Source organism: Gillisella taibaishanensis, assembly GCF_001938985.1.
In the GTDB taxonomy this organism is placed as follows: Bacteria; Pseudomonadota; Alphaproteobacteria; order Rhizobiales; family Rhizobiaceae; genus Allorhizobium; species Allorhizobium taibaishanense.
On the sequence record NZ_MKIN01000019.1, the window covers coordinates 34,988 to 50,316 of the forward strand.

The following is a 15,329-nucleotide window of genomic DNA, read 5'->3' on the forward strand; positions in this document are numbered from 1 at the left end:
CATGGCCCGCTACCTCGTAACCGGTGCGACAGGCTTTCTCGGCGGCGAACTGGTACGCCGGCTTCATGCTGAAGATTGCAACGTCATCGCTACGGGACGCGACCACACGAAGCTCAGCGCTCTACCGCTTGCCGACAAAAACAAGCTGGCGCTGGACCTGAGCACGATGGAGCCCGGCGATCTGCGTCAGCAGTTCAATGGCGTGACGCACATCATCCATTGTGCAGCGCTGTCCTCCCCCTGGGGACGAAGGACCTGTTTCGAGCGGGCGAATGTCGTGGTGACGAACAATGTCATCGCACTGGCCAAGATGTTGCAGGTGCAGCACCTTGTCCACATCTCGACACCAGCCGTCTATTTCCGCTTTGAGGACCAGTTTAATATCGCAGAGGATATGGCCTTACCCAAACCGGTCAATGATTATGCGCGCACCAAGGCCGTCGCCGACGGACATGTGCTCGCCAGTGGCCTTCCCTATACGATCATCCGGCCACGAGGGATTTATGGGGCGGGAGACAACGCATTGCTTCCCCGACTGCTTCGAGCGGCAAAGACAGGTGCCCTGCCAAGGTTTCGTCGCGGCAGGGCCGTGACCGACGTCACCCATGTCAGTGACGTCGTTGAGGCTATTCTCTCTGTCATGCGGCAACCGGCGCAGGCGATTGGCAGGATCTTCAACATATCGGGCGGCGAGGCCCTGCCGATCTCGCAGATCGTCGACCAGGCGGCGGCGGCAAGCGGTATCGTCCCACGCTGGCGCGATCTTCCGGTCATGCCGGTTCTGGTGGCGGTGCGGGCAGGAGAACTTGCGGCTCGGCTTCACCCGGCCAGACCCGAGCCGAGCGTCACGGCCTACGGCCTCGGCATCTTCGCCTTTTCGCAGACGCTCGATCTCTCCAATGCCCGCCACCACCTCAATTGGCGCCCAAAAGTTTCTTTCCCAGAAGGGCTTAAGCTCACGTTCAGCGCGAACCGGCCAGGAGCGCGATAATGATGGTGGAACCGCGCTTTTTCACAACTTCCATTCTTCCAGTCCGCGAATGGCTTTTGCTCCGGCACGGCAGTTTCAAAAGATTGCCATTGCGCGTGCGCGTCGGTTATTTCCACCATCCGCAGCTCGGCCATACGCTGATCGACACCGGTTATTGCAATGCAGACGCGCTACGGCGCCTGCCGCAGGACCCGCTGCTTGCCGCTTATCGTTTGTTCTTGCGGCCAAGCACACTGAGCAACGATCCACTTGGTGCCGGATTGAGCCTGCTTGACCTGCGCAAGCAGGACATAGAGACGATCATCATCACCCATTTTCATGCCGATCATATCGGTGGCTTGAGGGACCTGCCAGGTGCGCAGCTCCTTTGCGCGCGACAGGCCTGGAACGCCTATCGAAACAACAGCGCCACCAAAAATGCGATGAGCGGTGTCTTCGCCGGGCTAATGCCCGACGATATCGAAAACCGGCTGCACTTTTTCGAGGATTTTCACACGGTCCCGGCACCGGGCGGGCTCGGCACCGGCTGGGACATCGCTGCGGACGGCTCCGTTCTTGCCATTGATCTGCCTGGGCATCTCGATGGCCATGTTGGTCTGTGCTTCCCCGGCACGGACGCACCGCTGCTCTACGCCACGGACGCTCAGTGGCTGATAAGGGCGATCATTGAGGATAGACTTCCAGGATTTCCGGCAGGTCTCGTCTGCCACGATCGCCCGGCCATGCAATCAAGCGCTGAGAAGGTCAGGGCTTTTTTTGAACAGGGAGGCGATATTATGCTTTGCCATGATCCGGAGGGCCACCGGCTGGATATGGATAACGGCGTGAAAGACAGCTCTTGAGCCTTCTGGCCGCCCTTTCATCATATCTGCGCATCCGCACGCTGCCTTACCGGATGCGCGACCGTGCCCGCCTGCAAGATTGGCAGTCGGCGAAACTTTCGGCATGGCTGGAAAACGACGTTCCCAAAGTTGCGGCCTTTAGGGAATGGGCCGGACGCGAGACCGTGCTCACCGATCTGCCGGTCATGGAAAAATCGGACCTGATGGCCGATTTTTCCCGTTTCAATATCGCCGGCATCACCAATGCGATCGGGTGGCGCGCCTTCGAAGGCGAAAAACGCATCGGCGATTTTATTGTTGGTGCCAGCACCGGCACGAGCGGCAATCGCGGCCTTTTCGTCATATCGCAGGCCGAACAATTTGCCTGGCTGGGCGCCATGCTGGCAAAGGCCCTTCCGGATTTTTGGCGGCACAGGGATCGCGTGGCCGTGCTTCTGCCAATCGATACACCGCTTTACGCCAGCGCCAACCGAACTCGTAACCTAAAGGTGCGATTCTTCAACATCACGAACCCGCTCGAAACATACGCGGCTGAATTAACGGCCTTCGATCCAACCGTTGTGATCGCGCCTCCGCGTATCCTGCGCCGGCTGGCCCAGGCACCTCGCCGCCCGATGCTGAGACGGGTCTTTTCCGCGGCAGAAAAGCTGGAAGAGGCAGATCGCTCGATCATCGAAGCGGGGTTCGGTCTGCGCCTTGGCGAAATCTATATGGCAACCGAGGGCCTGCTGGGCGTGACCTGCACCCATGGCCGGCTGCACCTGGCTGAAGACTGCATGCACTTTGCCTTCGAGGAAGCAGGTGAAGGGCTGGTGAGGCCAGTGCTTTCCGATTTCAACCGCCGCACGCAGATTATGGCGCGTTATCGTCTGAACGATCTGTTGCGCCTGGATGACAGGCTCTGTCCCTGCGGTTCTCCCCTGCAGGTGGTCCAGGAGGTCGTCGGACGTGAAGACGACGTATTTCTCCTGCCATCGCGCGATGGAGAAATTGTCGAACTGACACCGGACATTCTGCGCAACGCCATAGTGGACACTGATCGCAGCATTCTGGATTTCGGCTTGGTTCAGACCGATGCAGCAATACTGGAATTGCAGCTGCATGCCGATTGCCCCTTGCCAATTCGCCAGGCGGTGCAGGCAAATCTTGCCGCGCTTATGGCACGGCATGGCGTTTCACCGGATTGCCATGTGAAGAGCGTGGATCTCGCACTACATTCGAAAGGTAAGCTGAGGCGCATAAGACGCGCCTGGCAGCCAAACGATTGAGCAAATCAACTCAGAACGACACATGTCGACAAAGGGGGGATAAGTTGGGTTTCTTTGAGAATTTGAATTTTTCGTCAGCAAACGAGGATGGGGAAAGCGAGCTTGCGGCACTTGCGGGCGCCGCGCGGATCGTCTGCCTGACCGGCTCAGGCACCCGACCGCTCGACATGCTCCTGTCGGACGCTGAGGAGATCATCGCGCTTGATGTAAACCCGACGCAGAACGCGCTGCTGGCGCTGAAAATGGCGGCGATGGAGAGACTGGATCGGGATGCATTTCTGGCATTTGTCGGCATCGCCGAAAGTCATTCGCGTACCGGCATATACCAGCATATCCGCCAGTACTTGTCGCCAGCCGTGCAGGATCACTGGGACAGGCATCTGCGCAAGATCGAGGGCGGCGTATGGCACGCCGGCAAATGGGAAAAGCTGCTGCTGTGGAACGCACGATGTCTGAAACTCTTCCGCGGCCGGCACATCAATGCGCTGCTGGCGGCACCAGACGTTCAGGCGCAGACGAAGATCTGGCAGGACAAGTTCGCCCATAGCGCACTCAGAACCGCCATCGAAATGATAGGGCGCGACTGGATATGGCGCTGGGTGATGCGTGAGCCGGCCGGCGAATTTCTGCCCAAACCGCAGGAAGTGGGCAAACGGCTCGATGACGATTTCGAAGCGACGGCTCGAACCTTCCTGTTTCGCGATAGCGATTTCGCCATGCTCGTCTTTCGCGGACGGCATGATGCGCAAGGGGCGCTGCCCGTCCATCTGCAGCCGCAGAACTATGATCTGGTGAAGAGCCGCCTTGGGCGGCTGCACATCGTCGAAGGCGGGATCAGCGATTTGCCGCGACTTGAACTTGGCGAGATCGATGGCTTTTCGCTCTCCGATTTCGGCTCCTATTGTGGCCCCGAATTCTATGCCGATTGCTGGAAGGGTATCCTGGCTGTCGCGGCAGCCGATGCGAAATTCTGCGAGCGCATCTTCATGAACGATATGGCAGTGCCGTTCGAAACCGTCGACGTTGATGAAGCACTGTCGCAAAAACTCTCGGTCTCGGACAAGGCGATCATCTACCGCGTGCGTGCCGGGGTCATCCGTCGGGCGGCCCATGGATAACGGATGCCGGAACCGGATGGTCGAGGACTTTACCAGCGCCTTCATGCGCGATGGTTCATCGACCTATATCCGCAACCTGCAAACGCAGGTGGATGTGCACCGCTGGGGTGAGCAAGACCTGCCGATGACCATCAACCACGGTAACAAGGCTGCGACCTTCGTCTGTTCGCCATGGGTCGGTTATGTCGATTATACGCGGGAGGAGCTTTCCCGCTTTCCCAACAGGGCACTTACGCCAGCACTGCATGCCGTTGTGAGCGGCGTGGCGGGGGTTTTGCGCTTTTCCGATCTGGACCGGATCGTGCATATCAACAACTGGATGATGTCCACCAATCTTCTGGCCGCCATCGATCCCGGTCTGGTCGCTTCACAAACCGAGGAACTCACCGCGCGGTTTCCCTCGCATATCCTGGCGATGCGCTCGCTCACCTGGCGGCATAACAGCCGGTTGATAGGAGCGCTTGAAGCGGCCGGCTGGGTTTTGTTGCCGAGCAGGCAAGTGTTTCTGGTAGATGATGTCCCCAGCCAGATGACACGGCGCCGTGACCTGAAACGAGACGAGCGTCTCTGGCAAAATACGTCCCTTCGTTACGAAGACTTGCAGACGATGACTTTGCCGGATGCCGAACGCATCGCCGCGCTTTATGCGATGCTCTATCTCGACAAGTATTCGCAGTTGAACCCGAGCTTCACGCCCGCCTTTGTCACCATGACGCATGCGATCGGCATGATCCGCTACCTGGTATTGCGGGACGCGGATGGCATCATCCAGTGTTTTGGTGGCATGCACCATTTCGCTGGTCACGCGACAATTCCGCTGATGGGCTATAACACCGGCATCGATCAGCGCGTGGGGCTATATCGCCTGGGTTTTCATGCCGGCAGCCGGTTTGCAGCCCGCCACAATCTCGCTTTAAACATGTCTTCCGGGGCTTCCAGCTTCAAGATTGCCCGCGGCGCGACCGCCGAGATGGAGTTTTCGGCATTCCATTTTCGACATCTCCCAGCAAGGCGGCGCCTGCCACTCGACGTCCTGCGTACCGTTGCTCATCGGATCGGCATGCCTCTCCTCAGGCGATACAAGCTGTAAATTCAGCAACCGTAAGCACCTGCTAAAAGGTTCATGCGCACTTCGTTACGGATATATGCACATCATTTCTCCTTCAATCGATTCCGATCCAAGGATTTATGCGGTAGGCGTCGAAGATGCTAACGCAGCCTCGCGTTGAAGAATGCGCCCGTCATTTGGTTGGATCATACCTCTCATATAGGTATCCTCGCCGGCCACAGAGCCGCCCTTCGGCATAACACGTTATAGATGTTGAATATTCTGCAGAAACCCGATTCCTGTGGCGGAAATAATAGGGTAAGAAACACGCGCATTCTTCGTTCAGAGTAAACGTCCGGGAGGGACATGTGACGACCGAATCTTTACCCGCCGCAGCCGATCTCACCTGGCTTTCCGATCCGCAAATCTTTGCCATCGGCCGTCTTCCCGCCATCTCAGATCATGTCGTCTTTCCAGATGCCAGCTCAGCCCTGGCCGGCATAGCCTCACCGCTGCGCCAGAGCCTCGACGGAACCTGGCAATTCGTGTCAGCGCTGTCAGCAGCCGAGCGGCCAGAGGGCTTCCATCGCCCAGATTTCGACCGCAGCGGTTTCGGTACGATTGACGTCCCCGGCGCGATGCAGTTGCAGGGCCACGGCCACCCGCAATACGTCAATATCCAATATCCCTGGGACGGCCATGAGGCACTCGATCTTGGCGAAGCCGCGAAAGCCAATCGGGTCGGCTGCTATATCAGGACCTTTACGCTGGCGCCCGAGCTTGCCGGCCATCGGACCATCCTGACCTTCGAAGGTGTAGAAACTGCCTTCTATGTCTGGCTAAACGGCCGCTTTATCGGTTATGCCGAAGACAGCTTTACCCCCTCGCGCTTCGACGTGACCGATGCCCTCGTGAACGGCGAAAACCTGCTTGCCGTCGAAGTCTATCATCGCTCGTCCGGCGCCTGGCTGGAAGATCAGGATTTTTGGCGCCTGTCCGGCATCATGCGGCCAGTACGGCTCGAAGCCTGGCCGGCGCTGCATATCCGCGACCTGTTCGTTACCACGGATCTTGCCGATGACTTCAAAAGCGCCTCGCTGCGCTTGCGCTTGGCACTCGACCTGCCCGAAGCGGCGAAAGCCACTCTCGCCGCCACGCTCTACGCCCCTGATGGGACGGAAGTCGTCTCGGCCACCTTTGATGCCGCCGGTGAGATGGATGTCGCGCTCGCCGTCGATGCGCCGCATCTGTGGAGCGCCGAAGCGCCGCATCTCTACCGCTTGCTGCTGACGCTCAATGACGGCACCGGCAAGACGGTCGAAGCCGTGCCGCAGACCGTCGGCTTCCGCCGGTTCGAAATGCGCGACGGACTGATGCGCCTCAATGGCGAGCGCATCGTGTTCAAGGGCATCAACCGCCACGATTTCCACCCCCGGCGCGGCCGCTCCGTGACCGTGGAAGACATGCTCTGGGACGTGCTGTTCTTCAAGCGCAACAATTTCAATGCAGTTCGCACCAGCCACTACCCGAACCGCAGCGAATTCTACGCGCTCTGCGACGAGCATGGCCTCTATGTGATCGACGAGACGAACCTCGAGACCCACGGCACCTGGGCTGTAGAAGAGCGGGACTTGGACAAGGTTCTGCCTGGCGACCGGGCTGAATGGCGTCCCGCCGTTCTCGACCGTGCCACCAATATGCTGGAGCGCGACAAGAATCATCCGTGTGTGCTGATCTGGTCCTGCGGCAACGAAAGCTTCGGCGGCAGCGTTATTGCCGACATGGCCGACTGGTTCCGCAATCGTGATCCCTCACGCCTCGTGCATTACGAGGGCGTGTTCAATGACCGCCGCTACGATGCGCGCTCAAGCGATATGGAAAGCCGCATGTATGCGCGACCGCAGGCGGTCGAGGACTATCTGCGCAGCAATCCGTCCAAGCCGTTCGTCTCCTGCGAATATACCCATGCCATGGGCAATTCCTGCGGCGGCATGCATCTCTATACCGACCTCACCTACCGTTATGAGCAGTGCCAGGGCGGCTTCATCTGGGAATATATCGAGCAGGCCTTCTATGGCCCCCGACCCGATGGCAGCGAAGGCTTGCTGTTTGGCGGCGATTTCGGCGACCGGCCGACCGATTACAGCTTCTGCTGCGACGGCATCGTTACTGCCGACAGGCAGTTGACGCCGAAAGTGCAGGAAATCAAAGCGCTCTACCAACCGGCCCGACTGCTGCCGGATCGCCACGGCGTCAAGATCCTCAACGACAACCTATTCGTCTCGCTTGAGGCGCTCTACCTCGATTATCAATTACTGAAGGACGGCGTTGTTGTCGCCTCCGGCCGTGAAGATGTGGATGTCGCGCCCCAGGATCAGGCCACGCTGCGCCTGTCGCTGCCGGCAACGGAAGCCGCTGGCGAATATAGCCTGCAATGCTCGCTGCGCGAACGTCACGACCGGGCCTGGGCGCCTGCAGGTCATGAAGTCGCCTTCGGTGAACATGTCTGGACCATCACAGGCGAACAGCCGAAGCCGGTTGCACGACCGCTGACGCGGGTGGAAGGCGGTTACAATCTCGGGATTTCCGATGGCGAGAGCCGTACCCTGTTCTGCCGCCGTTTTGGCGGCCCGGTTTCGCTGGTCAATGCGGCTGGCGTCGAATTCCTTGAACGGCCCCCGCAGCCGACCTTCTGGCGGGCACCAACGGACAACGATCGAGGTGCTGGCTTCGGCGCCAAATTCGGCACATGGCGTCGGGCAAGCCTCGATCATACCCAGGCATCCTACGCCTATCGCGACACCGGCATCGACTATCGCTTTGCCATCCCTGACGGCTCCGAGCAGGTCAGCGTCTCCTATCGATACGAAGCAGATGGCGCCATTCTGGTGACCGCCCATTGGCCAGGCGACAGCAAGCTGCCTTCGCCGCCGCTGTTCGGCCTTGCCATTCCCATGCCGAAGACCTTCGACCGGTTCCGCTATTACGGGCTGGGGCCGGAAGAAAACCATGCCGACCGTCTCCATGGCGCCCGGCTGGGGATTTATGAGCGGGCGGTGGCGGACAATGTCACGCCCTATGTCATCCCGCAGGAATCCGGCAACCGGACCGGCGTGCGCTGGGCAGAGCTGTTCGACGCCCAAGGCAACCGGCTGCGTTTCGAGGCGGTGGATATGCCGTTCGAGCTGGGCGTATCGCCTTACACCGCCTTCCAGCTGGAGGCGGCGGCCCGGCCTTACGACCTGCCGGCCGCAAACCGTACCATCGTGACGCTGATGGCCCGGCAGATGGGCGTCGGCGGCGACGACAGCTGGGGCGCGCTACCACACCCAGCCTATATGATCGAGCCGGGCGAAGCGCTGACGCTGAGCGTAAGGATCAGGTTGATGGAGTGAGCTGCGCGGACGTTAGTTCGATCTCCCGGTAGGAAGGCAGCGCCACATCGCTGATCTTGCCGGCCCGCACAATCGTCCGGTCGGATTGCGGCCGGGCGATGACCTGGTCCATGCTCCAGGCTTCAAAGATCATCAGATCGGCGCGGCATCCCGCGCCGATCGTGCCGGCCTCAAGTCCCGTCATCGCGGCCGGTTCAATCGTCGCCAGCGCGACGGCATCGTCATAGGGATGGTCGAGATGCAGGATGCGCACCGATTGGCGCCAAGTATCGACCATGTCATGATCGCCATAGGCGAAGAACGGATCGCGGCAATTGTCGCCGGCGACAGCGACGCCAACGCCAGCGGCCCGCAGTTCCTTGACCGGCGTTACGCCGCGCCAGCGCGGGGTCACACCCTGTTCCCGGCCCTGGAGATAGAGGTTGACGGTCGGTAGCGTCACGATGCCGATTCCGGCATCTGCGAGCAGCGCGATACGTTCGCGGATTTCGGCGTCACTCATCAGCGCCAGCGAACAGCAATGGCCGCAGGTGACCCTACCCTCGTAGTTGTGGCGGATTGCGGCGCGTGCGACATGGGGCAGCGCATCCGCCCTGGCGGCTTCATCAACATGCAGATCGATATCAAGATCCCGCTCCCGCGCCAACAGAAACAAGGCATCGAGCAGTACATCGATATCCTCGAGCCCACTGCCATGGGTGCCGCCTGATGCACGAGTAACGCCACCAAGCAATCCGCCCTGCTTAGCGATTAGATCGGCCAATTCACGGCCATGATCAGTGCGATAGGCATCAAGCGGCACGAGACCGACCGCCTGCAGCGCGATCCGTTTGGCCCAACGCGCCTGAATTTCAGAAAACGCGGTCCAGGTAGTCTCAGCCTGCCCCGCATGGCTGTCGAGATGGGTGCGGATTGCTGCGACACCATGGGCTTCGGCACATGCCAGGCCAAATTCCATGCGTCGAATGAGATCGTCGTGTCGCCAGTGGGCAAGCCGGTCGGCCGTCGTCGCGGCCCGCGCACTCGGATGGGTGCCACCGGAAACCGGAGCGCGACCGACTGTATGGCCTTTGTCGAGATGGACATGCATGTCGATCAACAGTGGCCACAGATGGCGTCCTTCCAGATCTAGTCCATCATCAGCAGGACCGGACCCGGCCGGTCGCACGCCCGCGATCTGGCCATTGTCTATCAGGAGATCGATCATAGCGCAGCCGTCGCGGTCCAGCGAAGTCCCCTTGGGAAGACCATCCACCAGGCAGACGAGCGGAACACGGGCGCGGCTGAGCCAAGCGCGACCATAACCAGTCAAAACGGAACGCGCCCTGGCGCGAAAGGCTGTGTCACTCATTGCAGATCTCGATTTCGGGGTAAGCACAGGATGGGTCAGGCGGCAGAATCAGCTAATTTCCTCTCCGCCGCTCAGCTTCTCCTGAACATAATGCATAAAGTGGCTGACAGCCGGCGAAAGCGAGCCGCGTGCCCGGTGAAGAACATTCAGCCTTTGTAGGCCTGCCGATCCACTCAAGGGGATGAAAACCAGGTCTCCGCTTTGCAACTCCCTGCCGACATCGACCCTGTTCAAGAACGTCACATGCGGCGCGGTCTGCACCAGCCGCTTCATCAGTTCCATCGAATTGGTTTCGACGACAGGCGTGAGTTCGGCCTGCACGGGCGTCAGGTTTTCAACGACGTCGCGCAGCGACAGGCTCCGATCCGCGAGAACCAGCGGATAGGAAAGGCAATCGGCAATGCGCACGCTCTTGCGAGTGGCAAGCGGATGGTCGGGTGCCACGACCGCACCAAGCGGATGCATGAACTCGGCCGCTCTTTGCAGCCGGTTATCGTCAGGCATGTTATAGGCGACGGCCAAATCAGCGGCACCCGTTGCCACCATGTCGCAGACGGATGCGCGATCACCGACCATAATCCGCAGGCTGACCTGCGGCACGTCTGCCCGATAGCCGGCAAGAATGTCGGCCAGCCGGCCGGCCGCCAGCGTCGCCATGGTGGCAATTACCACATGTCCACGGCTGAGGCCGCGCAGCGACTGAATTTGAAGCCGCATTGCCTCGTGTGCCTTCAGCGTTTCGCGGATATGGGCAATCAGGATTTCGCCGGAACTGGTCAGTTTCAGCCCGCGCGACAGCCGCTCGAAGATCGGCGCATTCAGCTCCTGCTCGAGCTCCAGAATATAGCGGTTGATGGCAGAGGCCGCCACATTCAGCACCTTGGCTGCCTTGCGGATCGAGCCCTGCCGGGCCGTTTCGTCGATATAGCGCAAGGCGCGGCCATGTAGCATCATCGTCCCCGTCGAGGGAAAGGGGCGCTCGCCCCTTTCTCCGATGTCCGGCCGGACGGCATTCTTGCGAACGCCGTGCGGTCGGGGCTGTTCCGGGGCCAGGATGACATTGCGGTTCAGCCGGTTCAACATCATTCGGTCCAAAATTATTTTCGGGCAAAATTGGCGTTGATGCGCTGGGTCAGGTAATCGCCAGCGGTGATCGGCTCATATTTGCCGAGCGGCCCTTGCATGACAGCATCACGGTTGGCCTGGCAGAAGAAGGGCAGCGACAACCGCCGGCCAAGATATTCGCCCGGACGAGGCATGCGCACACGGTGCAGCGTCGATTGCAACTGATCGTCGGACCAGCGCATCAGCATGTCGCCGATATTGCAGGTGATATAGCCGTTCTGCGGCGGCACATCAGTCCATTCGCCCGATGCGGCATCCTTGCCGGGGCAAACCTGCAGGCCGCCTTCACCTTCCTTCTGATGCAGAATGGTCAGGCAGTCGAAGTCCGAATGGGCGCCCGCCCGCCAGAATTCGAAATCCTCCGGCTTGGCATTTTCCATAGACATATAATGGATCAACCGCTGGGTGGACTGATACTGGTCGGAGGCCTGATCATGAGCCTTGGTGAAGAAGTCCTTCGCGAAGCCCATCTTGATTGCAAAGCAGGAGAGGATGCGCATGCCGAGTTCCCAGTTCTGGCGCTCGAACCGCAGCATCTTTTCCTTGAAGTCAGGCAGTTCCGCCTCGCTCGGCCACAGGCCGTCCATCATCGGACGGGTGATCTGATAGCTTTCCTTGTTGTCAGGCGTACCGGTCGAAGGCCGCACCTGCGCCTTGAATTCCCAGCCGGCATTAGTGCCCTTCGGCATCGGGTATTGGCTCTTCACCTCTGCAGGTAATTCGAAGAAGGACCAAGCGGTGTCGAAAGCCGCGTCGATATCGGCCTGGGCAATGCCGTGGTTATAGACCTGGAAAAAGCCGATATCGATGGAAGCCTCCCACAATTGATCAGCAATCTCGCCCTTTCGGTTGTCGAAATCGGCGAGATCGATAACCGGCACTTCGCGCTCGACGGTCTTGCCGACGCCGCCGATGGTGGTTTCCTTGTTCAACTCGGCAAGACTATAGGTCTGCATGGTCATGGCATTCTCCTTGAGGTTGGGCCGTTACGGCCGTTGAGGAGCAATGTCCGGGAACACCCGACTGCTTCTACTCCGGGAAATCATGAGCTCAGCCGCTTTTCAGCAGGCTCATTTCGGTAAACTCCAGGGAAACAGCAGTTTCTGCACCAGCAGAACCGCCTGAAACAGGATGAGCGACAGCGCCGCCAGCACGAACAGCCCGGCCCAGGCCTGCGGCAGTTTGAACAGCGATGTCGAAAACTGGATGAAATAGCCGATACCTGCTTCCGAGGCGCAGAATTCGGCAACGACGGCACCGATCACCGAAAGCGTCACCGAAATCTTCAGGGCCGAGAAGATATAAGGCACGGCGAAGGGCAGCCGGATCTGGGTCATCTCGCGAAAAGCCGGCGCCCTCAGGCTGCGCGACAGCTCGATCAACTCCGGCGGCGTCGCGGCAAGCCCGGTCGCGGTCGACACGACAAGCGGAAAGAAGGTGATGAGACAGGTGATCACCACGCGCGGCGCGTCGCCCGCACCAAGCACGACAATGATGATCGGCGCCACCGCCACGACCGGGGTGGACTGGATGATAACCAGCAGCGGATAGAGCGTCTTCGATAGAAGCGGCGAGCGCATCATCACAATGGCCAAGGGTATGGCGATCAGGATCGACAGGACATAGCCGATCATCGCCACCCGCAGCGTTGCCCAGAGATGCCCGCTCCAGCGTCCCAGCCCGATGCCGGAGAAGGCATTGAAGATCGAAGACGGCGAGGGCAGCAGATAGGACGGGACAGCAAACAGCCGCACCGCCAATTCCCACAGCAGGATGACGACCACCAGCGACAGGATGGCGGCAACACCCGGTACATCCATGAGCCAGCGCAAAAGTGCCCGCAGGCCCACCATCGCGTTAGGCCGCCTGGCGGTTGAGGAGGAGGTCACGGAGATAAGCGGTAAGCTCATGGATGGCTCTCTCATTGGCGGTTTCGGGTCCACGCGGGCGGCAAACTGGCACAGGCACGTCGGTCAGAACAGTGCCTGGCCGGCCGGTCATGACGAGAACACGGTCGGCCAGCAGGGCTGCCTCACTGACGGAATGAGTGATGAAAACAACCGTCTTCGGCCGCTCGGAAAAGATCCGCAGCAGATCGAAACCCATCACTTCCCGGGTGAGGGCGTCGAGCGCCGAAAAGGGCTCGTCCATCAACAGGATATCCGGGTCCATCAACAAAGCACGGGCAATGCCGACCCGCTGCTGCATGCCGCCGGACAATTCGTCCGGCATACGGCGGGCAGAGCTTTCCAGCCCCACCATGGCCAGTAGATCACGCGCCCTCTCCCGCTCCTGCGCACTTACCCTGCCGTGCTTGTGGCGGGCCGGAAACAGCACATTGTCCTCCACATCAGCCCAGGGCAGCAGCGTCGGCTTCTGGAAGACGATGCCGATATCGTCACGCGGTTCGGTAACCGGATGGCCGAAGACCTGAAGCGAGCCAACGGTCGGAGCGAGCAGTCCGGCAATCATCCGCAGAAGCGTCGATTTTCCGCAACCAGATGGCCCGAGAATGGCCAGGAATTCGTGCCGGCCGACCTCGAAGCTGACATTGCGTAACGCTTCGGTCGGTCCGGACCGAGTGATGAAGGTCTGGCCGAGCCGATCGAAGCGAATGGCGGGAACGGTCATCGCCCTTACTCCGTCGGAGTGAAGCTACGGTTGACCACGGTTTCCGCATCAAGCTTGGCCGAGTCAATGCCCTGCGCGGCAGCAACGCGGCGCCAGGTCTCGGCGAGCCGCTTCGGCTCAAACACACCGAGGCCGTCCTTGGTGGTAACGTCATTGAAGATCAGCGGCAGCGTGTCGTTGATCGAGCCTTTGACGTCTTCGGATCCCAGTTCCGGCACCACGGCCGTCACATCTGTCGCGGCGGCGTCCGGATTGCTGCGGGTAAACTCTATCGACTTCTTATAGGCCTCGATAAAGCGCTTTGCGACGTCAGGCCGCTTGGCCAGAAAGTCATCGCCAGCGATCAAGGATGCGGAATAAAGTTCCAGACCAGCCGCTGACCAGGGAAGTGCGACGATTTCCTTTCCAGCCTGCTTGGCCTGATTGGAATAGCGGGTGAAATCGGTCATCCAGGCGATGATGCCATCGGCATTGCCGGTCATCAGCATCGGCCCCAGCGCGCCGGGATCGGCCTTGATCAGCTTGACAGCGGACGGATCGATCGACTGATCCTTCAGCACCAGCGGCAGATAAACGTTGGACGAGGTGAAGGGCGAGGTGGCGATGGTCTTGCCCTTGACGTCGGCGACACTGGCAATCGGCCCACCCTTCAAGACGTAGAAGGCGTGCGGCCCCTTGTTGAACACCGAGAGCACCGCCGTGACCTTGACGCCCTCATTGGCCTTTGCAGCCATCAGGGCACCGATGTCGGAGACGCCGATATCCGAAGAGCCAGCCGCCAGTTTTGAAATCGCCTCGGTGGAACCGCGGCCGGAAGCAACCGTCACATCGAGACCGGCGTCACGACAGAAGCCGTGGTGAATGCAGACATAGATCGGCGCCTTGTCGCCGCCAGGCAACCAGTCCAGCTGGAAGACGACCTTGTCGGCGGCTAGGGCCTGGCCAGAGGCGACAGCCAGGGAAGACAGGCCGACAGTGAACAATGCAGACGCAAGCTTACGACGAAACATGGGACAGGTCTCCTGGGCGTGGTGTTCGATTTTCAAGGACGGGAGAAGTCAGCGGCGGCTCTGGTGACGAGACACGCGAACGGGGCATTTGGCGCAAGGCGAGGGATTGCAGCAGCGCTGTCTGCTCCGCCTGCGAGGAACTGGCGATCCAGAAGAATTGGTGAAAAGGGCGCAGCATGAGGCTTCTCATCGACAGGGTGAACCGTCGAGCAATGCCCAGAGCCACCTGACATCTTATGGGTGAAACCCGCTATGTCTTAAGGCTCAGACCGCTTCTACTCGCTCAGAAATCCTGTCACGGAAGATCACAAGCTGCAAGTAAATTAAACAGTCTATATTTATGATGATATTTTGTGCATTCCACGCAGAAGCTGAAGCGAGAGCATTGACGTCACCCGTCCGAGCCCATGTTTTTCAATGGCCTGCATTAACCACCCTCTATTGGACGGCAGTCAGCGAAGATGAAAATTTGAGCGTAGCAATAAATAGAACACAAGCAGCGGAAAATTCTGATTTGCCGACGGCAACCAATGCCGCCGCCGGCACCGAC

General features: G+C 59.9%; 12 protein-coding genes. 6 read left to right on the plus strand and 6 right to left on the minus strand.

Translation table 11 applies throughout. From position 1 onward, the window contains the following. The first annotated feature begins 1 nt into the window (after position 1). The 6 genes from BJF91_RS03675 (at position 2) to BJF91_RS03700 (ending at position 8,662) form a co-directional block, all read left to right on the plus strand. Positions 2-991 (plus strand): NAD-dependent epimerase/dehydratase family protein, encoded by a 990-nt coding sequence (locus BJF91_RS03675; protein ID WP_075613140.1) that lies wholly within the window; start codon positions 2-4, stop codon positions 989-991. Next, positions 991-1,833 (plus strand): MBL fold metallo-hydrolase, encoded by an 843-nt coding sequence (locus BJF91_RS03680; protein WP_083943113.1) that lies wholly within the window; start codon positions 991-993, stop codon positions 1,831-1,833. Before BJF91_RS03675 ends, BJF91_RS03680 begins: the two co-directional genes overlap by 1 nt. Continuing rightward, positions 1,830-3,101, plus strand: a complete 1,272-nt coding sequence (locus BJF91_RS03685) for a F390 synthetase-related protein (protein WP_075613141.1) — start codon at positions 1,830-1,832, stop codon at positions 3,099-3,101. The genes BJF91_RS03680 and BJF91_RS03685 overlap by 4 nt, the downstream gene beginning before the upstream one ends. A 44-nt stretch (positions 3,102-3,145) precedes the next feature. Next, complete coding sequence (locus BJF91_RS03690; protein ID WP_075613142.1) at positions 3,146-4,219, plus strand: DUF3419 family protein; 1,074 nt, start codon at positions 3,146-3,148, stop codon at positions 4,217-4,219. Between the two features lie 16 nt (positions 4,220-4,235). Further along, complete coding sequence (locus BJF91_RS03695) at positions 4,236-5,309, plus strand: hypothetical protein (RefSeq protein WP_075613143.1); 1,074 nt, start codon at positions 4,236-4,238, stop codon at positions 5,307-5,309. A 326-nt stretch (positions 5,310-5,635) separates the two neighbouring features. Beyond that, a complete protein-coding gene (locus BJF91_RS03700; protein ID WP_075613144.1) occupies positions 5,636-8,662 on the plus strand; it encodes a glycoside hydrolase family 2 in 3,027 nt (1,008 codons plus the stop codon). On the opposite strand, the gene BJF91_RS03705 is transcribed toward BJF91_RS03700, so the two are convergent. The 6 genes from BJF91_RS03705 to BJF91_RS03730 form a co-directional block, all read right to left on the minus strand. Next, on the minus strand, positions 8,646-10,013 hold the full coding sequence (locus BJF91_RS03705; protein ID WP_075613145.1) for a cytosine deaminase: 1,368 nt from the start codon (positions 10,011-10,013) through the stop codon (positions 8,646-8,648). The two genes, BJF91_RS03700 and BJF91_RS03705, sit on opposite strands and share 17 nt — an antisense overlap. A 48-nt stretch (positions 10,014-10,061) precedes the next feature. Beyond that, positions 10,062-10,964: a LysR family transcriptional regulator gene (locus BJF91_RS03710; RefSeq protein ID WP_083943151.1), complete on the minus strand. Its 903-nt coding sequence runs from the start codon at positions 10,962-10,964 to the stop codon at positions 10,062-10,064. A 146-nt stretch (positions 10,965-11,110) separates the two neighbouring features. Beyond that, positions 11,111-12,100 carry an isopenicillin N synthase family dioxygenase gene (locus BJF91_RS03715; RefSeq protein ID WP_075613146.1) on the minus strand — a complete coding sequence of 330 codons (990 nt, stop codon included), beginning with the start codon at positions 12,098-12,100 and terminating at the stop codon, positions 11,111-11,113. 108 nt (positions 12,101-12,208) lie between these two features. Further along, a complete protein-coding gene (locus BJF91_RS03720; RefSeq protein ID WP_407639857.1) occupies positions 12,209-12,958 on the minus strand; it encodes an ABC transporter permease in 750 nt (249 codons plus the stop codon). A gap of 37 nt (positions 12,959-12,995) precedes the next feature. Beyond that, entirely contained in the window at positions 12,996-13,769 is a 774-nt protein-coding gene (locus BJF91_RS03725; RefSeq protein WP_075613148.1) for an ABC transporter ATP-binding protein, read from the minus strand. Positions 13,770-13,774: 5 nt separating this feature from the next. Then, positions 13,775-14,779, minus strand: a complete 1,005-nt coding sequence (locus tag BJF91_RS03730; RefSeq protein WP_075613149.1) for an ABC transporter substrate-binding protein — start codon at positions 14,777-14,779, stop codon at positions 13,775-13,777. Between the last annotated feature and the right edge of the window lie 550 nt (positions 14,780-15,329).